Annotated in this window: 21 protein-coding genes; 3 read left to right on the forward strand and 18 right to left on the reverse strand. The window is 73.3% G+C overall.

Translation table 11 applies throughout. The annotated features are described in order from the left end of the window. Nucleotides 1–73: 73 nt before the first annotated feature. The 3 genes from FB476_RS08865 to FB476_RS08875 all read right to left on the reverse strand — a co-directional run bounded on the left by FB476_RS08865 (nucleotide 74) and on the right by FB476_RS08875 (nucleotide 5333). A complete protein-coding gene (locus FB476_RS08865) occupies nucleotides 74–2863 on the reverse strand; it encodes a M36 family metallopeptidase (protein WP_141818439.1) in 2790 nt (929 codons plus the stop codon). A gap of 319 nt (nucleotides 2864–3182) precedes the next feature. Beyond that, nucleotides 3183–4211 (reverse strand): tRNA (adenine-N1)-methyltransferase, encoded by a 1029-nt coding sequence (locus tag FB476_RS08870; RefSeq protein ID WP_238329634.1) that lies wholly within the window; start codon nucleotides 4209–4211, stop codon nucleotides 3183–3185. A gap of 9 nt (nucleotides 4212–4220) precedes the next feature. After that, a complete protein-coding gene (locus tag FB476_RS08875) occupies nucleotides 4221–5333 on the reverse strand; it encodes a site-2 protease family protein (RefSeq protein ID WP_141818440.1) in 1113 nt (370 codons plus the stop codon). A 58-nt stretch (nucleotides 5334–5391) separates the two neighbouring features. On the opposite strand from FB476_RS08875, the gene FB476_RS08880 reads away from it, so the two are divergent. Beyond that, entirely contained in the window at nucleotides 5392–6252 is an 861-nt protein-coding gene (locus tag FB476_RS08880) for a RecB family exonuclease (protein ID WP_141818441.1), read from the forward strand. A gap of 53 nt (nucleotides 6253–6305) precedes the next feature. Here FB476_RS08880 and FB476_RS08885 read toward each other — a convergent pair whose 3' ends face one another. Next, nucleotides 6306–7163 carry a PAC2 family protein gene (locus FB476_RS08885; RefSeq protein WP_141818442.1) on the reverse strand — a complete coding sequence of 286 codons (858 nt, stop codon included), beginning with the start codon at nucleotides 7161–7163 and terminating at the stop codon, nucleotides 6306–6308. 82 nt (nucleotides 7164–7245) lie between these two features. On the opposite strand from FB476_RS08885, the gene FB476_RS08890 reads away from it, so the two are divergent. Next, complete coding sequence (locus FB476_RS08890; RefSeq protein WP_272949395.1) at nucleotides 7246–7950, forward strand: HAD family hydrolase; 705 nt, start codon at nucleotides 7246–7248, stop codon at nucleotides 7948–7950. On the opposite strand, the gene mshC is transcribed toward FB476_RS08890, so the two are convergent. The 6 genes from mshC to FB476_RS16665 are packed head-to-tail and all read right to left on the reverse strand — an operon-like array spanning nucleotide 7940 to nucleotide 12926. Then, the gene (gene mshC / locus FB476_RS08895) at nucleotides 7940–9217 is read right to left on the reverse strand and encodes a cysteine--1-D-myo-inosityl 2-amino-2-deoxy-alpha-D-glucopyranoside ligase (RefSeq protein WP_141818444.1); all 1278 of its coding nucleotides are present in this window, start codon (nucleotides 9215–9217) and stop codon (nucleotides 7940–7942) included. The two genes, FB476_RS08890 and mshC, sit on opposite strands and share 11 nt — an antisense overlap. Nucleotides 9218–9266: 49 nt before the next feature. Continuing rightward, nucleotides 9267–10112, reverse strand: coding sequence for an SCO1664 family protein (locus tag FB476_RS08900; RefSeq protein ID WP_141818445.1), 846 nt, complete (start codon nucleotides 10110–10112; stop codon nucleotides 9267–9269). Nucleotides 10113–10125: 13 nt separating this feature from the next. After that, the gene (locus FB476_RS08905) at nucleotides 10126–10677 is read right to left on the reverse strand and encodes a DUF3090 family protein (RefSeq protein ID WP_141818446.1); all 552 of its coding nucleotides are present in this window, start codon (nucleotides 10675–10677) and stop codon (nucleotides 10126–10128) included. Between the two features lie 9 nt (nucleotides 10678–10686). Further along, nucleotides 10687–11436 carry an MSMEG_4193 family putative phosphomutase gene (locus tag FB476_RS08910; RefSeq protein ID WP_141818447.1) on the reverse strand — a complete coding sequence of 250 codons (750 nt, stop codon included), beginning with the start codon at nucleotides 11434–11436 and terminating at the stop codon, nucleotides 10687–10689. Next, complete coding sequence (locus FB476_RS08915) at nucleotides 11436–12509, reverse strand: LLM class F420-dependent oxidoreductase (RefSeq protein ID WP_141818448.1); 1074 nt, start codon at nucleotides 12507–12509, stop codon at nucleotides 11436–11438. The genes FB476_RS08910 and FB476_RS08915 overlap by 1 nt, the downstream gene beginning before the upstream one ends. Nucleotides 12510–12512: 3 nt before the next feature. Then, on the reverse strand, nucleotides 12513–12926 hold the full coding sequence (locus tag FB476_RS16665) for a hypothetical protein (protein WP_202876941.1): 414 nt from the start codon (nucleotides 12924–12926) through the stop codon (nucleotides 12513–12515). Nucleotides 12927–12994: 68 nt separating this feature from the next. On the opposite strand from FB476_RS16665, the gene FB476_RS08925 reads away from it, so the two are divergent. After that, nucleotides 12995–13195 (forward strand): DUF5703 family protein, encoded by a 201-nt coding sequence (locus tag FB476_RS08925; RefSeq protein WP_238329635.1) that lies wholly within the window; start codon nucleotides 12995–12997, stop codon nucleotides 13193–13195. Between the two features lie 26 nt (nucleotides 13196–13221). Here FB476_RS08925 and FB476_RS08930 read toward each other — a convergent pair whose 3' ends face one another. The 8 genes from FB476_RS08930 to FB476_RS08965 all read right to left on the reverse strand — a co-directional run bounded on the left by FB476_RS08930 (nucleotide 13222) and on the right by FB476_RS08965 (nucleotide 21652). Continuing rightward, nucleotides 13222–14565: a M20/M25/M40 family metallo-hydrolase gene (locus tag FB476_RS08930; protein ID WP_141818449.1), complete on the reverse strand. Its 1344-nt coding sequence runs from the start codon at nucleotides 14563–14565 to the stop codon at nucleotides 13222–13224. A gap of 68 nt (nucleotides 14566–14633) precedes the next feature. Continuing rightward, the gene (locus FB476_RS16670; protein WP_202876942.1) at nucleotides 14634–14960 is read right to left on the reverse strand and encodes a hypothetical protein; all 327 of its coding nucleotides are present in this window, start codon (nucleotides 14958–14960) and stop codon (nucleotides 14634–14636) included. Continuing rightward, nucleotides 14957–15418: an SRPBCC family protein gene (locus FB476_RS08940; protein ID WP_238329636.1), complete on the reverse strand. Its 462-nt coding sequence runs from the start codon at nucleotides 15416–15418 to the stop codon at nucleotides 14957–14959. Before FB476_RS08940 ends, FB476_RS16670 begins: the two co-directional genes overlap by 4 nt. Then, a complete protein-coding gene (locus FB476_RS08945) occupies nucleotides 15418–16278 on the reverse strand; it encodes an FAD binding domain-containing protein (RefSeq protein WP_141818450.1) in 861 nt (286 codons plus the stop codon). The genes FB476_RS08940 and FB476_RS08945 overlap by 1 nt, the downstream gene beginning before the upstream one ends. After that, the gene (locus FB476_RS08950) at nucleotides 16279–18777 is read right to left on the reverse strand and encodes a xanthine dehydrogenase family protein molybdopterin-binding subunit (RefSeq protein ID WP_141818451.1); all 2499 of its coding nucleotides are present in this window, start codon (nucleotides 18775–18777) and stop codon (nucleotides 16279–16281) included. After that, complete coding sequence (locus FB476_RS08955; protein WP_141818452.1) at nucleotides 18774–19253, reverse strand: (2Fe-2S)-binding protein; 480 nt, start codon at nucleotides 19251–19253, stop codon at nucleotides 18774–18776. The genes FB476_RS08950 and FB476_RS08955 overlap by 4 nt, the downstream gene beginning before the upstream one ends. 100 nt (nucleotides 19254–19353) lie before the next feature. Next, the gene (locus tag FB476_RS08960) at nucleotides 19354–20490 is read right to left on the reverse strand and encodes an XdhC family protein (protein ID WP_141818453.1); all 1137 of its coding nucleotides are present in this window, start codon (nucleotides 20488–20490) and stop codon (nucleotides 19354–19356) included. Further along, entirely contained in the window at nucleotides 20483–21652 is a 1170-nt protein-coding gene (locus tag FB476_RS08965; RefSeq protein WP_141818454.1) for a vWA domain-containing protein, read from the reverse strand. Before FB476_RS08965 ends, FB476_RS08960 begins: the two co-directional genes overlap by 8 nt. Nucleotides 21653–21655 lie beyond the last annotated feature (3 nt).

Below are 21655 nucleotides of genomic sequence, written 5' to 3' on the forward strand. Positions count from 1 at the left end.
CCCGCCGACAACGGGGAGGGCCCCCGCCACGGTGCGTGGCGGGGGCCCTCCTGCTGTGCGAGGTGGTGCTGGGTCAGCCCTCCAGGAACTGGAAGTTGGCCCGGTGCTGCGTGCCGTCCTCCAGCGTGATGATCAGCTGGCGGCAGGTGCCACCCCAGGACGCGTCCGTCTTCCAGTTGTAGTGGTAGAGGTCGTTGCCCTTGGAGTAGGTCAGCCCACGGTTGCCCGTCGTGTCCGTCGGGTAGGTGAGGGCGTACTGCTCGGGCTCCAGGGTGCCGCAGTCGATCTCCTGGCTCGAGGGGCTGTGGGCGCCACGGAGGATGTCCAGGCCCTTGTTGCCGTTGATGGAGAACTTGATCGGCGCGGTGTCACCCGCGACGACCGTGTTGAGCTTGTCGGCCGAGAAGGCACCGCCCTTGACGCCGGCACCCGGCGCCTTGCAGGTCGGCGGCACGTCGAAGGCCTCGAAGTTGTCGTCGCGGCCGGTGCCGCCCTGGATGGCGCTGTAGCCGACACCACGGCGGGCGAAGGTCGCCCAGATGTTGCAGGTGTCCTCACCACCGAGGGCCTCGGAGGCGGCGATGATGCCGTTGCGGCCGGCGACGAAGCCAGGGTTGCAGCCCTGCATCTTCATGCCGTCCATGACGTACTGCAGCGCGCGGGTGTTGCCGGCGGTGTTCCACGGGGAGTAGATGTCCGCCTCGAAGCCGTGCTTGTCGATGAGGTCCCAGTTGAGGTCCCACAGGATCGACGCCCACGCGTGACCGATGCCGTGCGGCGCGGCCAGCGAGCCGCCGGTGACCCAGCCGTTGGTCTTGATGCGGTCGTAGGTGAACGGCTGGATGTCCATGTTGCGCGAGTAGGGCGCGGGACGGATGCCGGCACCGTGGCGGTCGGGCTGGAAGAGGGCGTACGGGCCCATGCCGCGCGCCTCCTCCGGCTTGTCGAGCGCCGGGTCCATGAGCATGGTGATGGCCAGGTAGTCGCTCCAGCCCTCACCCATCTGCTCCTGCCCACCCAGGCAGTTGATGTTGAGACCACCGGTCAGGCGGTTGGAGACGCCGTGGCCGTACTCGTGGATGATGATGCCGTTCTCCAGGTCACCGTCGCGGATGCCCGGGTGCGAGGAGATCTTGTGCACCGACGCGGCGGTGGTGCCGCCGGCGATCCGGGCACGGATGGCGTCGCCGTCGGCCTGGCTGACCGAGACGGCCGGGATGCCGACCTGCTGGTCCATGGTGGCGGTGAGGATCGGGGCGGCCCCCGTCCCGGTGTGCGTGATGACGACCGCGACGGCGCCACCGTCCTCGGCGTTCCTGACCTTGACGGCGTTGTTGCAGGAGCCGCCGTTGGCCGTGACGACGATCGCGCCAGGAGCCGCGAAAGCGGTGCAGGCGTTGTCGACAACGACCGCTGTGCCCGGGAGTCCGGCGTTGGTCGCGGGCGGGGTGAAGCGGGCGTAGTTCGCCTCGTAGGTCACGGCGTCCGTGCCGGTGCCGAGCGTGAACCCGCTGGGCCTGCCGAACTGGGTGCCGGGCCACAGGTACATCTGCATCCGCGGCGGGCTGCCGTCGGCGGCCGGGGTGGAGAAGTTGGCGTTGTTGGTGCCGGCGCCGTCTGCCGCCTCCGCCCGGACGTAGTCGCCGCCCGTGCCCTGGCCGGTGTAGTTCATGGCCTGGAAGTTGCCCGACGCCTCGTCGAAGCCGTAGCGGTAGAGGATGTCGTGGATCATGTTGTTCGCGTAGAACAGGTTGGTCACGGCCGCGTCGCGGTAGTCCTGGGCGTGCTCACCCAGGTCCATCTCGAAGTCGAAGTCGAGACCGGCGCCACCGTCGGGCGACCCGTCCGGGTCGGGCTGGTTGTTGGCGTCCTGGTCGGTGTAGGCCCACACGTTGTTGCCCCGGGTCGACGTGTGCTCCGGGCCGGCGACGCCGTCGGTGTCGTGCCAGCCGAAGGGCGAGCTGTAGGCATCGGCGGGGTTCTCGACCAGCTCGCGGTCGCCGTCGTTGGGGCTCTCCTTCGGGAAGGCCACCACGCGGTAGCTGGAGCCGTCGACGGCGGGCGTCGGGGTCTTCAGCGTGGGAGTCGTGGACGTGGCCGCGGCCGCGACACCGGTGCCGAACGCCTGCGGCGAACGGGCGAGGTGGGCGAAGTCACCGGCGGTGTGCTGGTGGGTCCAGTCCTCGACGTGGAGGGCCTCCCCCGACTCGGCGTCGACGGTGACCTGGTAGAGGGAGGGCGAGTCCGCGTCGTCGATGACGAGCTCCCAGGCGAGGCGCAGTCCCTCGTCGGTCGGCTGCCAGACCAGGCGGGCGTCGATGTCCTCCCGGGCGGCCGGCGAGGACAGCACCGTGGCCTGCTCGGCGTCGGCGCGGCGTGACTCGACGGTCGCGTCCGCGGTGCTCAGGTCGAGCTCCTCCGCGGCGGCCTCGAGGGCGCCCGCTGCGTCGAGGTCACGGCTGCCCGTGGCCTCGCGCAGACCGCCGACCAGGGACTGCGCCACGTGCAGCACCTCGCCGGTCTTGGTGACGCTGACCGTGGCGACGGCGCCGAGGACCTGGCGGCCCTGGTAGGTCTGCACCAGGTTGACGTAGGTCACGCCGTTGTGACCGGAGGTGTGCTGGGACAGCACCTCCAGACCGGCCAGGTCGGCTCCGGCCACGCCGTAGTCCGCGGCCTTGAGGCGCAGGAAGTCGACCGCGACCTGCTCGGCCGGGGCCGAGCTGGGTTGGGTCAACCAGAAGCTGCTGCTGGGCTCGGCCGGCGCTGCCGCCTCCGGGACGGCAACGGCGCCTCCCGGGACGAGCAGCGCGAGCGTGAGCGGGACGCCGAGTCCGGCGCCCAGCAAAGGGGTACGTCGCATCGTGTGTTGCTCCTTGATATGCGATGCGGCACAACAGCACCCGAGAGCCCGGGGGGCAGGACGGGGCGACGGCCTCGACCTTGAGTCCGTCGCGCCCGCGGGTGCGGATCGAACCGCGGGGACGATCCTGAACCTACGCAGGGAACTCCCAGGAATGGGTCTTTGTCTGGTCAGGTTTTGGTCAGGAAAACGTCAAGAAAAGGTCAAGTCCGTCACACCTGGGCACCCTGGGTGCACGCCGGGCAGCCGACTGCCGGAGCGCCGTCAGGAGGGTGGTGTCCGAGAAGGGTCTGCCGCGTCAGGCCTCGGGAGCAGCGGACTAGGACGCCCCGCCCTCGTCCGGCAGGCCACCGTCGCGTCGGTCCGCGGTCGCCCGGGCCTCGCGGGCGGTGCGACGCAGACGCTTGTCGGACACCGGGCGCTCCCCCAGGTCCTCGGGGCTCCACTCCTCCTCGACCACCGGCGTGTAGTCCTCGCCGTAGGCCCCCGGGGCGGGCCGCTTCTTGCGGAGGTGGGCGTCGACGCCCGGCGCCAGCCGGCGCAGGGTGATCAGGAAGCCGGTGTGCCCGTGCATCCGGTGCTCCGGCCGCACGGCCAGTCCCTCCAGGTGCCAGCCCCGCACGAGCGACTCCCACGCCTGCGGCTCGGTCCAGCCTCCGGCCCGACGGGCCGTCTCGGCCACCCGGGAGAGCTGGGTCGTGGTCGCGACGTAGCAGATCAGCACGCCGCCGGGCACCAGCGCGTCTGCGACGACGTCGAGGCACTCCCAGGGCGCGAGCATGTCGAGGACGACGCGGTCGACCGTGCCGGGCTCGACGGCGCGCGGCAGCTCCTGGACGAGGTCGCCGACCGTCACCGTCCACGCCGGGTGCTCCTGGCCGAAGAAGGCGTGGGCGTTGGCCTGCGCGATCTCGGCGAAGTCGGCCCGTCGCTCGAAGCTGAGCAGCCGGCCCTCGTCGCCCACGGCGCGCAGCAGCGAGAGGGAGAGTGCGCCCGACCCGACGCCGGCCTCGACGACCGTCGCGCCGGGGAAGATGTCGGCGTAGGTGACGATCTGCCCCGCGTCCTTGGGGTAGACGACCTGGGCGCCGCGCGGCATCGAGAGCACGTAGTCCGAGAGCAGCGGGCGCAGGGCGAGGTACTCCACGCCCGAGGAGTGGGCGACGACGGTGCCGTCGGGAGCCCCGATGAGATCGTCGTGCCGGACGTGCCCCCGGTGGGTGTGGAAGTTCTTCCCCGGCTCGAGGGTGATGGTGTGCAGCCGGCCCTTGGGGTCGGTCAGCTGCACACGGTCGCCGGGGCGGAAGGGGCCTCGACGCAGGTCGGCGCCGGTCGCGGGGGGAGTCACCGGGTCAGTCTACGAGCGTGACGCGGTGCGCCCTCCCCGGTCCAGGTCGGTGGCGGCGACCGCGCCCCACGGAGCACCCTCCTCGTCGAGGAGGCAGACGATGCCCGCACCGGTCGTCCTCATGACCTCCAGCACCCGGTCGAACGACGCGTCCGGACCGAGCGGCAGCGCCCACCCGATCGGCATCCGCACCGCGACGGAGAAGACCGGGGCGTGGGCGCGCTCGTCGGCGGGCACCTTCTCCAGCGCGCCCGGGTGGACCAGCCCGTCCGGGGTCTCCCCCGGTCGCCGGACGACCCACACCGCGGCGTCGGCCCAGCGGACGGATCCGACGGGTGCGTCCGGGGGGACCACCCCGACCGGCCGGGCGACGTCGCCGACGCGCAGCCGCGAGGCGGCCCGACCGTGCCGTCCGGCTGTGATGGCCGACGAGGCGCCCTGCCACAGGAAGAAGGCGATCACCACCACCCAGGCGAGGCGGCCGATCCCGATCCGCTGCCCCTCCAGCAGCACCGGGCTGACCGCCCACGCCACCAGGAGCACGGCCACCACCCGCCCGGCCCAGCCGGCCGCCCAGGTGGCGGTGCTGCGGTCGCCCGTGGCACGCCATACCGCCGCCTCGAGGAGGAAGCCGCCGTCGAGGGGCAGCCCCGGGACCAGGTTGAACAGTGCGACGAAGGCGTTCGCCCAGGTGAAGGCGTAGGCCAGCAGCAGCGGCACTCCCCCGTCGAGCACCGCCATCAGTCCCCAGCCCGCCAGTGCCAGCAGCCCGTTGGCGAGCGGTCCGACGGCCGCGACCGCCGCACTGCGTCCCGGGGTGACGCCGGCCGCGTCGTGCGCGGTGTGCCCGCCCCAGAAGTCGGCGACCACCCGGGAGACCCCGAAGCCGACCCGCTGGGCCACGAGCGCGTGGGCGGCCTCGTGGGTGAGGACCGAGACGAGCAGGAGGACGGCGAAGATCAGCGCGACGACCGATGACCAGAAGCCGCCCAGCCCCAGCACCGCCTCGACCGTGGGCCCGAAGAGCAGCACGATGAGCACGGCGACGAGGACCCAGCTCCGCCCCAGGAAGACGGGGACGCCGGAGAGGCTCCCGATGCGCCAGCCGTTGCTCGTCGTCATGGTGCCCCGAGCCTATGCCGTGACGGTGCTGTCGGCGCCCCCACGTAGGGTTCCGCTCATGCAGCCCGCCCTCTCACCGTCGCGGGCGGCCGACTTCCTGCAGTGCCCGATGCTCTACCGCTTCCGGGTCGTCGACCGGCTGCCCGAGCCCCCGAGCCCCGCCGCCGCGCGCGGGTCCCTCGTCCACGCCGTCCTCGAGCGGCTCTTCGACCTGCCCGCGGCGGAGCGCACCACCGCCAACGCCACGGCGCTGCTGCCCGAGGCGTGGGCCCGCATGGTCGAGCAGGAGCCCTCGCTCGCCGACCTCCTCCCCTACGCCGACGACGGCAGCGTCACGGTGGAGGACTGGTTCGAGCAGGCCGCGGCCTTCGTCGAGCGGTGGTTCACCCTCGAGGACCCGACCGTGCTGGAGCCCGCCGAGCGCGAGCTCTACGTCGAGGCGCAGGTGGGCGAGCTGACGATCCGCGGCTACGTCGACCGGCTCGACGAGGCACCCGACGGACGGCTGCGGGTCGTCGACTACAAGACCGGTCGGGCGCCGTCGGAGACCTTCGAGGCGCGGGCGCTCTTCCAGCTGAAGTTCTACGCGCTGGCGCTGTGGCGCAGCCGCGGCGTGATGCCCTCGCGGCTGCAGCTGGTCTACCTCAGCGACGGTCAGGTGCTGTGGATCGACCCCACCGAGGACGAGCTGCTCGCGACCGAGCGCAAGATCCGGGCGCTGTGGGCCGCGATCGAGCAGGCCGCGACGACCGGCGACTGGCGGGCCCGGCCCGGGCGGATCTGCTCCTGGTGCGCGCACCGGGCCCTCTGCCCGGCGTGGGGCGGCACGCCGCCCCCGCTGCCCGAGGACGCGACCCTGCGGGCGCTGGACCCGCGCTCCACCGGGCGTCCCGACCCCCGCACCGCTGACGTCGACTGACCCAGCTCGGGGGTGCCGTGGCCGACCTCGTCGGCGCGCGGGCGCCGCCCGCCTCAGCTGCTGGTGGTGCCGTCGTTGCGGCGGCGCAGGTAGCGCTCGAACTCCCGGGCGATGGCGTCGCCGGAGGCCTCGGGCAGCTCGACGGTGTCCTGGGCGTCCTCGAGCTGACGGACGTACTCCGCCACCTCGTCGTCGGTCGCGGCGAGCTCGTCAACGCCGTGCTCCCACGCCCGGGCCTCCTCGGCCAGGGCGCTGTCGTCGATGACGCAGTCGAGCAGCTCCTCGACGCGGCCCAGCAGGGCCAGCGAGGCCTTCGGCGACGGCGGGCCGCCGGCGTAGTGCGGCACGGCCGCCCAGCACGAGAGGACGGGCAGGTCGACGTGCTGGGCCTCGTCGGCGAGCACCCCCACGATGCCGGTCGGGCCCTCGTAGGTGCTGGGCTCGATGCCCTCGAGGCTGGCCAGCAGGTCGGGGTCGTCCGAGCTCACGCTCACCGGGATGGGCCGGGTGTGGGGGACGTCGGCGAGGAGGGCTCCGAGGAGGACCATCATCTGCGCACCCTGGTGCACGGCATACCCCAGGATGTCGCCGGCGAAGGAGCGCCAGCGGACGGAGGGCTCGATGCCCATGACGAGCAGCACGTCGCGCCCCATCGGGGTGTCCTGCGCGAGGAGGATGCGGGTCGTGGGCCAGCGCACCGTGCGACGCCCGTCGACGCGGACCGTCTGCGGTCGGTTGACCTGGAAGTCGTAGTAGTCCTCCGGGTCCACAGCGGCGACGACCTCGGCGTTCCAGACCGTGGCGAGGTGCTCGACCAGGGCCGAGGCGCTCTCCCCCGCGTCGTTCCAGCCCTCGAAGGCCGCGATCACCACGGGGTCGCGCAGCTCACCGGTCTCACGCAGCTCGATCATGCTTCCCTTCCTGCCGCGACGTCGGACCGCTGCTGCGGACCGCACGTGCTCACCCTACGTCTCCGGCGGCTACCGTGGGGCCGTGCCGAGCCAGCCCGCCGACCGCCCGTCCCTGCCCGCCGCCGTCCTCTGGGACATGGACGGCACCATCGTCGACTCCGAGCCCTACTGGATGGCGGAGGAGGAGGCGCTGGTGGCCGCCGCGGGCGGCGTCTGGCGGCACGAGGACGCCCTGGAGCTGGTCGGCAACGACCTGCTCGTCTCGGCCCGGATCATCCTCGAGCGCACCCCCGTCACGGGCACCCCCGAGGAGGTCGTGCAGCAGCTGCTGGACGGCGTGATCCGGCGGATGCGCGACGCGCTGCCCTGGCGGCCCGGTGCGGCCGAGCTGCTCACGGCCTTCGAACGGCTCGGCGTGCCCTCGGCCCTCGTGACGATGTCCTGGACGGACCTGGCGCAGGTGCTCGTCGACCGGCTTCCGGCGGGCACCTTCACCACCGTCGTCACGGGCGACCAGGTCGGGCGCGGCAAGCCGCACCCGGACCCCTACCTCGAGGCGGCCCGCCGGCTGGGCGTCGACCCGGCCGACTGCCTGGCCGTCGAGGACTCCCCCACCGGCGCGGCGTCCGCGACCGCCGCCGGGGTGCCGACGGTCGTCGTGCCGCACATCGTCCCGGTGCCCGAGATGGACCTCGCGGTCCAGGTGCCCACGCTCCAGGGGCTCGACCCCGAGCAGCTCACCGCGCTCGCCCGGTCGGCGGGCGGCAGCGCCTCCGCTACAGCCTGACGCCGAGGAGGGCGTCGACCGCGTCCGGCACGAGGGTGGAGGCCTGCTGCCCCTCGAGCACGGCGGCGGCCCAGGCGTCGACCTCGGCCAGCGCCCGCGGGCTGCCCAGGTCGTCGGCCAGCGCCGCCCGCATCCGGGCCACCGTCTGGGCGCCGAGCTCGGCGGGATAGGCGGCGGTCGCCCGCGAGGCCGCCTCCCGCCAGACCCGCAGGCGCTCCTGGGCCCGCTCGAGCAGGTCGGCGGTCCACTCCCACTCCGTGCGGTAGTGCTGGTCGAGCAGCACGAGCCGGATCGCCATCGGGTCGACGCCCTCGGCGCGCAGCGTCGACACGAGCACCAGGTTGCCCTTGGACTTGCTCATCTTCTCGCCCTCGTAGGCGACCATCGCCTGGTGCACGTAGGCCTGCGCGAAGGGCGAGCCACCCTGGAGCGCGACCGCCTGGACCGCGCTCATCTCGTGATGGGGGAAGATCAGGTCCGAGCCGCCGCCCTGGACGTCGAAGCCGGTGCCGAGGTAGCGCTGCGCGATCGTCGAGCACTCGATGTGCCAGCCCGGACGGCCCCGGCCGAGGGACCCGCCGTCCCAGTGGGGCTCGCCGACCCGGCCCGCGCGCCACAGCAGCGGGTCCAGCTCGTCGCGCTTGCCGGAGCGGTCGGGGTCGCCGCCCCGGTCGGCGAAGACCTCCATCATCTGCGGTCGGCTCCAGCCGGACACCGAGCCGAAGCTGGGCTGGGCCGAGAGGTCCAGGTAGTAGTCGACGCGGCCCGCTCCCTCGACGGTCTCCTCGTCCTCGGGCACCGGGACGGGGTAGGCGGTGCCGTCGGCCAGCAGCTGCTCGACCGCGGCGACGTCGTCCGGGATGCCCTCGACGGCGCCCACGTAGTGGTCCGGAGGGATGACGCGCAGCGCCTCCATGTCGGAGAAGAAGAGGTCGATCTGGCTCGTGGCCAGCTCGCGCCAGTCGACGCCGTCACGCTCGGCGCGCTCGAGCAGGGGCTCGTCGACGTCGGTGACGTTCTGGACGTAGCGGACCCGGAGGCCGCTGTCGCGCCACACCCGCTGGAGCAGGTCGAAGGTCACGTAGGTGGCCGCGTGCCCCATGTGGGTCGCGTCGTAGGGGGTGATGCCGCACACGTAGAGGCGCGCCGTGCCGTCGCTGGCGCGGGTGCGCACCCGCGCACCGGTGGCGGTGTCGTGGACGGTCAGGGGCCCGCCGCGCTGCTCGAGGGGAAGGGTGGGGATCTCGACAGGGGACCAGGTCTTCACGACGGACCAGCCTAGACGCCGCGTCGGCATCCTCCCGACCCGCGTCCCGCTACCAGAGCGGCCAGGGCAGCGGGTAGCGGTCGACCGGAGGCAGCGGCATGGCTCCTGCGGCGAGCAGCCCGTGGGCACGCGCCCGCAGGGCCTCCAGCTCCCCGGGCTCCACCAACCCCGCGAGGAGACCACCGCCCGCCTCCGCTCCACCACCGTCCTCGAGGGCGGTGAGCAGGGCCTCGAGGGCGCGGGCGTCCTCCGGGCGCAGCGGGGCCCCCGCCCATCCCCAGAGCACGGTGCGCAGCTTGTCCTCGACGTGGAGGCACAGGCCGTGGTCGAAGCCACGGAGGCGCCCGGCGACGTCGAGGGCGAGGTGGGCCGCCTTGCGGTCGGCGTTGTTGAGCACCGCGTCGAGCACGGCGAGGGAACGCAGCTGCGGGTCGTCCGCGTGCGCGACGACGACGTCCTCGCCCTCCGGTCCGGTGCCGGAGACGACCGCGAGCCAGCGGTCGGTCACGGTCTCGGGCGCGAGCACCTCGACGAGGTCGGCGGAGGGGTCGGCCAGCCGCTCCTCGGGCTGCGTCACCCACCACTGCAGCGACCCCCGGCCGAGCGGGGCGTCCTCGCGCAGCACGGTCGGCGGGACCAGGTCCCAGCCGCCGGCGCGCGACACGAGGTAGGCCGCGACCTCCCGGGCGGCGAGGGTGCCGGGCGGGAAGTCGCGCAGGGGACGCTCGCCCCGCACCGGCTTGTAGACGGCGCGGTGGCCGGTCGGGCGGTCGTCGGCGTCGTGCAGGTCGACGAGCAGCGTGAGGTTGGAGGCTTCGGTGAGCACCCCGACCGGCTCGATCCGGGCGGTGCGCAGGACCTCCAGCGCCCCGTCGTCGTCCAGGAGCCCGGTCACGGCCGCGCCCGGGTCAGCGCCGGTAGCCGTTGGCCCGCGGGCAGATGTGCCCGCGCGGGTCCAGCGGCTGGCCGCAGAACGGGCAGGAGGGGCGACCGCCCTCGAGCGAGGCGGCGCACCGGATCGCGAAGGCCCGCGCCCGGGCCGGCTCCAGGACGACCACCAGCGACTGCGGCGGCAGCCCGGTCCAGGGCCAGTCCTGCTCCGGGTCCAGGTCGAGGAGCTCCTCGGTGTCAGGGCGGTCGTGCGCCTCCAGCACCACCCGCTGCCTGGTCGGCTCCCAGGCGACGGAGAGCCGCTGCACCCGGAAGTCGTCGTCGAAGGGGGTGTCGAGCGGGGCCGTGTCCACGAACTGCTCGGCGGCCTGCGCCGACCCCTCGACCGGGGAGACCTGGTCGAGCAGCTCCTCGAGGGAGGTCCCCAGCAGGCGGACCTGCTCCTTCTCGAGCGAGACGGTGGTGCGGCGCTCGCCCTCGCTCGCCTGGAGGAAGAAGGTGCGCTGGCCGGGAGGGCCGACGCTCCCGGCGACGAAGCGCTCGGGCGGGTCGAAGACGGACTGCGGCATGGGTCAACCCTACGGCGCGCCGGACGCCGGCCCGGGGGTGCCCGCTCCCCCGCCGACCTCCGCGTCGCCATTGGCGCCCCCGGCGGCCAGCCGGGCGGCGAGCGGGGCGAGGTCGACGGGGTCCGACCCCGTGTCGTTGGTGCGCAGCACGAAGGACCTGGCCGGCGTGCGGTGGACGATGCTCAGGGACGCCGGGTCGACGACGATCCGCTGGAACTCGTCGAGCGGCACGGCCAGGGCGTCCGCGAGGACCGCCTTGATGACGTCGCCGTGGCTGACGGCCACCCACACCGCCCCCGGACCGTGCTCGCGCTCCATCCGCTCGTCCCATGCCCGCACCGCGGCCACCGCGCGCTGCTGCATCGCCGTCATGGACTCGTGCTCGTGCTCGTCGGACGCCGGAAAGGTGACGGTCGAGGGGGCGTCCTGCACCCGGCGCCACAGCGGCTCCTGGGCCAGCTCGGCCAGCGGCCGACCGGTCCAGGCGCCGTAGCGCGCCTCCCCCAGGCCGTCCTCCACGTGGAGCGGCACCTCGCGGTCGGCGGGCAGGTGGGCGAGGACGGCCGCCGACGTCTCGCGGCAGCGCTGCAGGGGGCTGGTGACGACCGCGACGACGCCGCTGGGGGCGAGCCGCCTGCCGACCCGACCCGCCTGGTCTTTGCCCGTGTCGTCCAGGCCGACGCCCTCGGCCCAGCCGGCGAGCACGCCGGAGGCGTTGGCGCTGGTCCTGCCGTGACGCAGCAGGACGCAGACGGCCATCAGGCCGAGGGCCCGGTGGCGACGACGCCCTCGGCGACCAGCCGCCGGTGCGCCTCGACCGCCACCTCGAGCGCCTCCATCCGGGACGCGGCGTCCTTGCCCCACGGCGCGACCGTGAGGGTGGTGATGCCGGCCTCGGCGTAGCGGCGCATGCGCTCGGTGACGCGGTCGACGTCCCCCAGCAGGGAGGTGTCGTCGACGAACTGCGGCGGCAGGGCCGCGGCAGCCTCCGCCCACCGCCGGTCGAGGTAGAGCTCCTGCACCCGGGCCGCCTCCTCGGCGTAACCCATCCGCACCGCGAGCTGGTTGTAGAAGTTCTGCTTGCGGCTGCCCATGCCGCCGACGTAGAGCGTTGGATAGGGGCTGACCACGCGCGCGCACTCCTCGAGGTCGTCCCCGACGGCCAGCGCGACGGTGGCAGCGGTGTCGAAGGCCTCCGGCGGAGCCTCCGGGCGCCGCGCCAGGCCTGCCTCGAGGTGCTCACGCTGCTCGGCGAAGTAGTCCGGGGCCACGAAGACGCCCAGCCAGCCGTCGGCGATCTCCCCGGCGAGCTCGAGGTTCCTGGGCCCGACCGCCGCGAGGTAGATCGGGATGCGGCGTCGGTGGGTCGACGTCAGCCGCAGGGCCTTGCCCGGCCCGTCGGGCAGCGGGAGCGTGAAGTGCTCCCCCTGGTAGGAGACGGGCTGGTGCGAGAGCGCCATCCGCACGACGTCGGTATACTCCCGGGTCCGCGCGAGCGGCTTCTCGAAGCGCACCCCGTGCCAGCCCTCCGAGACCTGGGGACCGCTGACGCCCAGGCCCAGGCGGAAGCGACCGCCGGAGAGGCTGTCGAGCCCGGCCGCGGCCATCGCGGTCGCCGCCGGTGTGCGAGCCGGGATCTGCATGACGCCGGCACCCAGACCGATCTGCTCCGTCTTCGCGCCGATCCACGCGAGCACGCTGACGACGTCGGGCCCGTAGGCCTCCGCCGCCCAGACGACGTCCACGCCGAGCGCGTCGGCGCGCAGCGCGAGGGCAAGGTTCTCCTCGTCGCGGCCCTGGCCCCAGAAGCCGCAGTACAGACCCAGTCGCACGTGTCAGCCCCTCGGGCTCTCGTCGACGTCGAACTCCTCGTCGTCCAGCCCGAGGTATGGGTCGTCCGTCTCGTCCTCGTCGTCGTCCTCGAGGTCGTCGGTGTCGTCGTCGTCTTCAAGGTCGTCGTCGACGTCGTCGGAGTCCTCGTCGTCCTCGAACTCCTCCTCGAAGTCGTCCTCGTCGTCGTCCTCGTCGTCGATCTCGTCGACCAGGTCCTCGTCGTAGACCTCGAGGGGCGTGACCTCGCCGTAGGCGTCCAGGAGGGCGTCGTCGTAGGCGGTGAACGCCTCCGCGACGCGCTCGTAGGCCTCCACGACCGCGGGGTCGTCCTCACCCCGCCGGACCGCGGCGGTCTCCAGGTGCGTCTCGAGGGCTGCGACGAGGGCTGACAGGGCAGCGCGGGGGTCGGAGGTCATGCCCCTGACGTTAGCGTGAAAGCCCGGCGCGCGGCACGGGGGCGGTGCCCGCGACGCCTAGGTTGCCTATGCTGTCCGTCACCATGGTGGAGTACGAGTTCCGGGAGCTGCGCTTCCCCCGCGACGCCAGCCGTGCCGAGGTGCGCGCAGCCCTGACCGAGGCCGCGGAGTACGGCCACTGGGAGCTGGTGCGGGTGACCCTCTTCTGGGGCGGGGTCCGCCGGGCCACCCTCCGCCGCAAGATCATCCGCGTCCGCCGCACGGCCTGAGCCGCGCGGCAGACCGCGGCCCGCTCTCAGCAGTCGGCGACGAGCTGACCCAGCACGCGCGTGCCGAACCGGATGGAGTCGACCGGCACCCGCTCGTCGACGCCGTGGAACATCCCGACGAAGTCGAGGTCCTCGGGCAGCCGCAGCGGCGCGAAACCGTAGCCGGTGATGCCCAGCCGCGACAGGTGCTTGTTGTCCGTGCCGCCCGAGAGGCAGTAGGGCAGCACGTGCGCGCCCGGGTCCTCCTTGAGGAGCGCCCGCTTCATCGACTCGACCAGCTCGCCCGAGGAGGGGGCCTCGAGGGCGACGTCCTTGTGGACGATCTCGACCTCGACGTGCTCGCCGGCCAGCTCGCGGATCGTGTCGAGCAGCTCGTCCTCGTGCCCGGGCAGGAAGCGGCAGTCCAGCGAGGCGCTCGCGGTCTGCGGGATGACGTTGTGCTTGTAGCCCGAGGTCAGCATCGAGAAGTTGGCGGTGTCGCGCAGCGTGCCCTCGACGAAGCGACGGGCGCCGCCGAGGCGCTGCAGCAGGTCGGCCGGGGAGTCCTCCGACCAGGTATCGCCCACGATCTGCGCCACCCCGTCGAAGAGCTCGCGGACCGAGGCGATGTAGGTGCGCGGCCACGGGTGGGCGTCGATGCGCGCGATGGCCTCGGCCAGGCGCACGATGGCGTTCTCGTCGTTGGGCACCGAACCGTGTCCCGCGCGCCCGTGCGCGTGCAGCCGGAGCCAGGCGATGCCCTTCTCGGCGGTCTGCAGCAGGTAGGCGCGGGTGGGGGCACCAGTCGCCACGTCGGGCAGCGTCACGGAGAAGCCGCCGACCTCGGAGATGGCCTCGGTGCAGCCCTCGAACCACTCCGGGTGCTCGGCGACGACGTGCCCGGCGCCCTTGACGCCACCGGCCTCCTCGTCGGCGAAGAACGCCCAGACGATGTCGCGCGGCGGCTTCTCGCCGGAGCGGGCCAGCTGGCGCAGGGTCGCGATGAGCATCGCGTCCATGTCCTTCATGTCGACCGCGCCGCGGCCCCAGATCATCCCGTCGCGCTCCTCGGCGGCGAACGGGTCGACGGACCAGTCGGACGCCTCCGCCGGCACGACGTCGAGGTGCCCGTGCAGCACCAGGCCGCCGCGGCCCGGGTCGCGCCCCTCGGTGCGGACCACGACGCTGGCGCGGCCCGGCTCGGACTCGGTGAGCTGCGGGTCGAGCCCGACCTCCTGGAGCAGGCCCATGACGTACTCCGCCGCGGCCCGTTCCCCCGGCCCGCTGCCGTCGCCGTAGTTGCTCGTGTCGATCCGGATGAGCTCCCGGCAGATCCGGACGGCCTCGTCCTCGGCCGTGGTGGTCAGGTCCTCGCTCGGCGTGGAAGTCATGCCCGCCAGCCTAGACATCCCGCGCGCGCCCGGCGCGGGGTATGCCGTGGGGCCGGGTCGGCGCACGCTCAGGCGCGCTCCTCGGCGAAGAGCTCCAGGTGGTTGCACTCGCGGCACCGGAAGGCCCGCACGAGCACCCTGGCCGCCCCCACGGAGGCGAAACCGCCGAACAGGCTGGTGTCCCGGGCGCCCGCCACCCACCGGACGTAGCCCTTGGACCCGTCACCGGTGTCCGAGAGGTAGCCCTCGTCGAGCAGCCCCTGGCTGCCGCACGCCGTGCAGCGGGAGCGGGCGCGCTCCCAGCCGGACGCGCCCGCCGCCCCGAGGGGCGGCGGGCTGCCGGCGGCGCCACCTCCGGGCGGTTCGCCCAGGCCCGGAGGTGGCTGCTCGGTCACCGGTCGGGCTCTCCGGTGAGCTTGGACTCCACGCAGGCGACGAACTGGGCGAGGAGCTTGTCGGAGACCGACTGCATGACGCCCCGGCCGAACTGCGCGGGCTTGCCCGTGATGTTGAGCTCGGTGAGCACGTCGGCGCGGGTGCCGGTGCCGTCCGGGGCCAGCTGGACCGTCACCTTCGCGCCGGCGTTGCCCAGGCCGCGCAGACCCTTGCCGGTGCCCTCGATGACGGCCCGGTGCGCCTCGTCGTCGCGCTCGACGAAGCTCCCCTTGCCGTCGTAGGTGACGGCGATGGGACCGAGCTTGACCTTGACGTTGCCCGCGAACGTCTGCGCGTCGGCCTCCGTCACAGTCGCGCCGGGGAAGCACCCGCCGACCGTCTTGAGATCGGTGAGCAGAGCCCACGTCTCCTCCGGAGGGGCCGCGACGGTGAAGCTGTGCTCCAGCTGCAGCGCCATCAGCCCGCCCCACCGGCGGCCGCCAGCACGGCCCGGCGGGTGAGCACCCCGGCGACGTGACGGCGGTAGTCGGCCTGGCCGTTGAGGTCGGACGGCGGGTCGGTGCCCTCGCCGGCGCGGGCGCAGATCGCGGCGACGGCCGCCTCCGTCGCCGGCTGGCCGGTCAGGGCCTGCTCGACGGCGCTGGCCCGCAGCGGCCGGGATCCCATGTTGGTGAGCCCCACCCGGGCCTCGGCGATCGTGCCGCCCTCGGAGCGGACCGCGGCGGCCACGCCGACGATGGCCCACTGGTGGGAGACCCGGACGAACTTCTCGTAGTGGCTGCCCCAGCCGGTGTGCTTGGGGATCACCACCGAGGTGAGCAGCTCGCCGTCACCGATCGCGGTCTCGAAGATGTCGACGAAGAACTCGGCGGCGGGCACCGTCCGCTCCCCGCCCGGTCCCGAGATGACCATGCGGGCGTCGAGCGCCAGCACGGGAGCACCGACGTCGCCCGCGGGGTCGGCGTGCGCCAGCGCGCCGCAGACGGTCCCGCGGTGGCGGATCTGCGGGTCGGCGACCTCGGAGACGGCCTGGTGCAGGAGCGTCAGGTGCTCCTTGACGAGGGCCGAGTCGAGCACGTCCTGGTAGGTGGACGCGGCGCCGATGCGGATGGCGTCGCCCTCGTCGGTGATCGAGCGCAGCTCGGAGATGCCCGAGATGTCGACGATCACGCCGGGGGCGTTGAGCCGCATCCGCAGGACCGGGAGCAGGGACTGCCCGCCCGCCAGCACCTTGGCGTCGTCGCCGTGCTCGGCCAGCAGGGCCAGCGCCTCCTGGACCGTCGCCGGCGCGACGTAGTCGAACTGTGCGGGGATCATCTACAGGCTTCCTTCCGTGCGCATCGGGTCGGTATCGCCACCGTCGTCGGCGGGCAGGTCGGCGTTGGGCTCGCCGGCCTCGAAGTGCGGCGCCGCCGCCTCCTCGGTCGCGCCCCCGGAGCCGCCCCGGTGGATCGCGCGCCACACCCGCTCCGGGGTGCACGGCATGGTGATGTCGTCGACGCCCATCGGCCGGACCGCGTCGACGATCGCGTTGACCACGGCGGGGGTGGAGGCGATGCAGCCCGCCTCGCCCACGCCCTTGGCGCCCAGGTCGTTGGTCGTCGACGGCGAGACGGTGCGGTCGGTGATGAAGCTGATCGTGTCGGCCGAGGTCGGCAGCGTGTAGTCGACGAACGACCCGGTCACCAGGGTGCCCTGGTCGTCGTAGACCGCCTCCTCCCAGAGCGCCTGCGCGATGCCCTGGACGAGGCCGCCGTGCACCTGGCCGTCGACGATGAGCGGGTTGACGACGTTGCCGATGTCGTCGACGCAGACGTACTTCCGCATCGTGCTCTGCCCGGTCTCGGTGTCGACCTCCATCGCGCACAGGTGGGTGCCGTGCGGGAAGGAGAAGTTGACCGGGTCGAAGGTCGCGTCGGCGTCGAGGCTGGGCTCCATGCCGTCCGGCAGGTCGTGGGCGGCGAAGACCCTGAGGGCCAGGTCGGTGAGCCTGAGGCCCTCCTGCCCGGAGCCCGCACCCCGGACCGTGAAGCGGCCGTCGGAGAACTCCAGGTCGTCCACGTTGGCCTCGAGGACGTGGGCCGCGAGGGGCTTGGCCTTCTCGATGACCTTCTTGGCCGCGTCGATGACGGCCTGGCCGCCGACGACGAGCGAGCGGGAGCCGTAGGTGTCCAGACCGCGGTGGCTGATCTGGGTGTCGCCGTGCAGCACCTCGACGTCCTCGAAGGGCACCCCGAGCTGGTCGGCGACGATCTGGCTCCACGCGGTCTCGTGGCCCTGCCCGTGGGCCGAGGAGCCGGTGATGACCTCGACCTTGCCGCTGGGGAGCATCCGCACCGAGGCGTGCTCCCAGCCGCCCGCGCCGTAGTTGAGCGAGCCGAGCACCCGGCTGGGCGCGAGGCCGCACATCTCGGTGAAGGTCGAGATGCCGATGCCCAGCTGCACCCGGTCGCCGTTGGCCCGGCGACGGGCCTGCTCGGCCCGCAGCTCGTCATACCCGAAGAGCTCCTTGGCCCGCGCGGTCGCGGCCTCGTAGTTGCCGGAGTCGTACTCGAGACCGCACACGGTGGTGAACGGGAACTCCTCGTGCTTGATCCAGTTCTGCTCGCGCACCTCGAGCGGGTCGCGGCCCAGCTCGGCCGCCAGCTCGTCCATGAGGCGCTCGATCGCGAAGGTGGCCTCCGGTCGGCCGGCCCCGCGGTAGGCGTCGGTCCACGTCTTGTTGGTGAAGACGTTGGTGCAGTCGAAGCGGTAGCTCGGGAACTTGTAGATCGCGTTGAACATGAACGCGCCGAGGATGGGCACGCCGGGCGTGACCAGACCCAGGTAGGCGCCCATGTCGGCGAGGAGCTCCACCTTGAGACCGGTCACGGTGCCGTCGCGCCGGGCCGCCAGGGTGAGCTTCTGCCACTGGTCGCGGCCGTGGTGGGCAGCCAGCAGCGACTCGCTGCGGGTCTCGGTCCACTTGCACGGACGGCCCGTGTGGCGCGCCACGAGGAAGGTGAGGATCTCCTCGGGGGTGACCTGCAGCTTGCCCCCGAAGCCGCCGCCCACGTCCGGAGCGATGACACGCACCTTGGACTCGGGGACGCCGAGGGTGAGGGCGAGCATGAGCCGCAGGATGTGCGGGACCTGGGTGGCCGACCACATGACGAACTGCTCGCCGGTGGGGTCCACGACGACCGAGCGCGGCTCCATGAACGACGGGATGAGGCGCTGCTGGCGGTACTCGCGCTCGATGAGGACCTCCGCGCCGCGGATCGCCTCCTCGACGTCACCGCCGGTGCCCGCCTCGGAGGAGTCGAAGATCCACCGCGCGGAGACGTTGGTGCCGAGGTCGGGGTGCGCCAGCACCTCGTCGGCGGCGGCCTGCTTGAGGTCGACGACCGCGGGCAGCTCCTCGTAGTCGACGTCGACGAGCTCGGCGGCGTCACGGGCCTGCGCGGCGGTGCGGGCCGCCACGACCGCGACCACCTCGCCGGCGAAGGCGACGCGGTCGACGGCGACGGCCGGGTGCGGGGCGGACTTCTGGTCGTCGGTGATCGGCCACGCGCAGGGCAGCGAACCCTGGTGGTCCTTGAGGTCCTGGCCGGTCAGCACGGCGATCACGCCGGCCGACTCCCGGGCTGCGCTCGTGTCGATCTGCGTGATGCGGGCGTGGGCGTAGGGGCTGCGAACCATGGCCACGTGCAGCATCCCCTGCAGCTGCAGGTTGTCGGTCCAGCGGGTGCGCCCGGTGATGAGGCGCTGGTCCTCCTTGCGACGCCGGTCGCGGCCGACCTCGCGCGTGACGGCGGGCTCCTCGGTGATGGTCATGCCTGCTCCCCTCCCGTGGTGGCGCCGGCCGCCTGGAGGACGGCCTTGACGATGTTGTGGTAGCCGGTGCAGCGGCAGAGGTTGCCCTCCATGTGCTGACGGACGTAGTCCTCGTCGGGCGAGGGGTTCTCGTTGAGCAGGTCGGTGGCCTGCATGATCATCCCCGGGGTGCAGAAACCGCACTGCAGCGCGTGGCAGTCGCGGAAGGCCTCCTGCACCGGGGTGAGGGTCTCGCCCACGGCCAGACCCTCGATGGTGGTCACCTCCGAACCGTTCGCCTGGACGGCCAGCACGTTGCAGGACTTCACGCTGCGGCCGTCGAGGTGGACGGTGCACGCCCCGCAGTTGCTGGTGTCGCACCCGATCACGGTGCCGGTCTTGCCCAGGGTCTCTCTCAGGTAGTGCACGAGGAGCGTGCGGGGTTCCACCTCGTCCTCGTAGGTCACACCGTCGACCTTCACGGAGATACGGGTCATCTGGTTCCTCCCAGCGGGAAAGGGACGTCGTTGTCCCTACGCATCCTGGCCTGTCGACGCCCCCGGATCAAGGGGTTGACGAGGCGTTTTGTGCTGGGTCTCAGTCCCCGTGCCGGTGGATGGCGCCCGAGGTCCGGCTCAGCGGCTCGCCCTCCCCGCCCCACCGGTCGGCGATGATCTCCGCGGCGATGCTGATCGCCGTCTCCTCCGGTGTCCGGGCGCCCAGGTCGAGCCCGATGGGGCTGCGCAGCCGCGCCAGCTGCTCGTCGGTCAGACCGGCCTCGCGCAGCCGCTCCAGACGGTTCTCGTGGGTTCGCCGCGACCCCATGGCCCCGACGTAGGCGAGGTCCGGCGCGCCCTCGCCGAGGAGCACCTCGAGCAGCGGCACGTCGAACTTCGGGTCGTGGGTCAGCACGCAGGCGACGGTGCGCGCGTCGAGGCGGCCGGCCGCGATCTCCTGCTCGACGTAGCGGTGCGGCCAGCTGACCACGACCTCGTCGGCCTCCGGGAAGCGCGACCGCGTGGCGAAGACGGGCCGGGCGTCGCACACCGTCACGCGGTAGCCCAGGAAGGATCCGACGCGCGCCACGGCGGCGGCGAAGTCGATCGCGCCGAAGACGAGCATGCGCGGCCGGGGCGCGTAGGAGGCCACGAACACCCGAAGGCCCTCGCCGCGTCTCTCCCCCTCGGGGCCGTACTCGAGCGTCGCCGTGCGGCCCTGCGCCAGCATGCCGCGCGCGTCGTCGGAGACGGCCGCGTCCAGGCGCTCCGAGCCCAGGCTGCCCGCGGTCGGCTCACCCTCGGGGCGCAGCACGAGGTGCCGCCCGAGCAGTGCCGGGTCGGGGTGCTCGACCACGGTGACGACCGCGACCGGCCGCCCAGCGGCGATGTCCTCGGCGACCTCCCCGAGCTCGGGGAAGTCCTCGCGGCTGACGCGCTCGACGAAGACGTCGAGGATGCCGCCGCAGGTCAGTCCCACGCCCATGGCCTCGTCGTCGGAGACGCCGTAGCGCTGCAGCACGGGGGTGCCGGAGGCGATGACCTCCTGGCCCAGCTCATAGACCGCGCCCTCCACGCAGCCGCCGGAGACCGACCCCACCGCCTCGCCGTCGAGGCCGACGAGCATGGCGGCCCCCGGCTGCCGGGGCGCCGACTTCCACGTCCCGACCACGGTCCCCATCGCGACGGGGTGACCCTCGTCCCACCACGCCAGCAGCTTGTCCAGCACCTCACGCATGTGCGCTCCCGTCCGTGCCGGTGGCCCGCGCCACCGTGTCGAGTACCTCCTGGAAGGTCGCCAGCGAGTGGCCGGCGACGAAGTCGTCGACGTGCGGCAGGCACGCCACGATGCCCGCCTGCACCGGCTGGTAGCCCTCCTTGCCGCGGTGCGGGTTGACCCACACCACCCGGTGCGCCAGCGCCCGCAGCCGGCGCATCTGCTCGCCGAGCAGCTCGGGGTGCTCGCGCTCCCAGCCGTCGCTGAAGACCACCACGACCGCACCGCGCGCCATCCCGCGGCGCCCCCAGCGCTGCAGGAAGACCGCCAGCGACTGCCCGAGCCGGGTGCCGCCGGACCAGTCGGGGACCGTCTCCCCCGCCGCCAGCAGCGCCCGGTCCGCGTCGCGCTCGCGCAACGCCCGGGTCACGTGCGTGAGGCGCGTCCCGACCGTGAAGACCTCGGTGGTGCGGGGCGCCGACTGGACCACGCGGTGGGCCAGGCGCAGCAGCGAGTCGGCGTAGGCGCTCATCGACCCGCTCACGTCGACGAGCAGCACCACGCGCCGGGCGCGGGTCGCGCGCCGCCGGAAGCGGATGCGGGACGGCTCGCCGAGGTTGCGCAGGTGGGTGCGGACCGTCGCGCGTCCGTCGACCGCACCGTGCGCGCTGGGGGTGTGCCGTCGAGCCCGACGCAGGGGCGTGGCCGGCCGTAGCGTGGCGAACTGGCGGCGCAGCGCCGCCCTCTCGGCCGGCGTCAGCCCGGCGACGTCACGGTGGCGCAGCACCTCTTGCGTGGACGCCACCGCGGTGACCATCTCGCCGTCGTCCTCCCCGCCCGCCCCGCCGCCGGGCTCGTCGAGGGAGGCCTGGGTCGTGATCACCCGCGGCTGCTCGGGCGGGGCGGTGACGCCGTGCATCGGCCTGCCGCCGAACCAGCCGGAGAAGACACGGTCGTAGGGCTCGAGGTCCGCCGGCGAGGCGCAGAGCGTCCCGCGCCCGGCCCAGTAGACGGCCTCGCGCCGCTGCAGCCCCACCGCCGCGCAGGCCGACAGGAAGGTGCGCTCCCGGTCGGCGGTGACGGGCAGCCCGGCAGCCCGGCAGGCGCGCGCGAAGCCGCCGAGCGACTGGCCGATCTCCCAGCCCTCCGCCTGCGGTTCCGCGACCCGTGGATCCGTGTTCACGGC

Source organism: Ornithinimicrobium humiphilum, assembly GCF_006716885.1.
GTDB lineage: Bacteria > Actinomycetota > Actinomycetes > Actinomycetales > Dermatophilaceae > Ornithinicoccus > Ornithinicoccus humiphilus.

Bases quoted from the DNA above. Each gene is read 5' to 3' on its own strand.
- FB476_RS08865 (WP_141818439.1), bottom strand. From the start codon at position 2,863: ATGCGACGTACCCCTTTGCTGGGCGCCGGACTCGGCGTCCCGCTCACG.
- FB476_RS08875 (WP_141818440.1), bottom strand. From the start codon at position 5,333: ATGACGACGAGCAACGGCTGGCGCATCGGGAGCCTCTCCGGCGTCCCC.
- FB476_RS08880 (WP_141818441.1), top strand. From the start codon at position 5,392: ATGCAGCCCGCCCTCTCACCGTCGCGGGCGGCCGACTTCCTGCAGTGC.
- FB476_RS08885 (WP_141818442.1), bottom strand. From the start codon at position 7,163: ATGATCGAGCTGCGTGAGACCGGTGAGCTGCGCGACCCCGTGGTGATC.
- FB476_RS08905 (WP_141818446.1), bottom strand. From the start codon at position 10,677: ATGCCGCAGTCCGTCTTCGACCCGCCCGAGCGCTTCGTCGCCGGGAGC.
- FB476_RS08910 (WP_141818447.1), bottom strand. From the start codon at position 11,436: ATGGCCGTCTGCGTCCTGCTGCGTCACGGCAGGACCAGCGCCAACGCC.
- FB476_RS16665 (WP_202876941.1), bottom strand. From the start codon at position 12,926: ATGACCTCCGACCCCCGCGCTGCCCTGTCAGCCCTCGTCGCAGCCCTC.
- FB476_RS08925 (WP_238329635.1), top strand. From the start codon at position 12,995: ATGCTGTCCGTCACCATGGTGGAGTACGAGTTCCGGGAGCTGCGCTTC.
- FB476_RS08930 (WP_141818449.1), bottom strand. From the start codon at position 14,565: ATGACTTCCACGCCGAGCGAGGACCTGACCACCACGGCCGAGGACGAG.
- FB476_RS08940 (WP_238329636.1), bottom strand. From the start codon at position 15,418: ATGGCGCTGCAGCTGGAGCACAGCTTCACCGTCGCGGCCCCTCCGGAG.
- FB476_RS08945 (WP_141818450.1), bottom strand. From the start codon at position 16,278: ATGATCCCCGCACAGTTCGACTACGTCGCGCCGGCGACGGTCCAGGAG.
- FB476_RS08950 (WP_141818451.1), bottom strand. From the start codon at position 18,777: ATGACCATCACCGAGGAGCCCGCCGTCACGCGCGAGGTCGGCCGCGAC.
- FB476_RS08955 (WP_141818452.1), bottom strand. From the start codon at position 19,253: ATGACCCGTATCTCCGTGAAGGTCGACGGTGTGACCTACGAGGACGAG.
- FB476_RS08960 (WP_141818453.1), bottom strand. From the start codon at position 20,490: ATGCGTGAGGTGCTGGACAAGCTGCTGGCGTGGTGGGACGAGGGTCAC.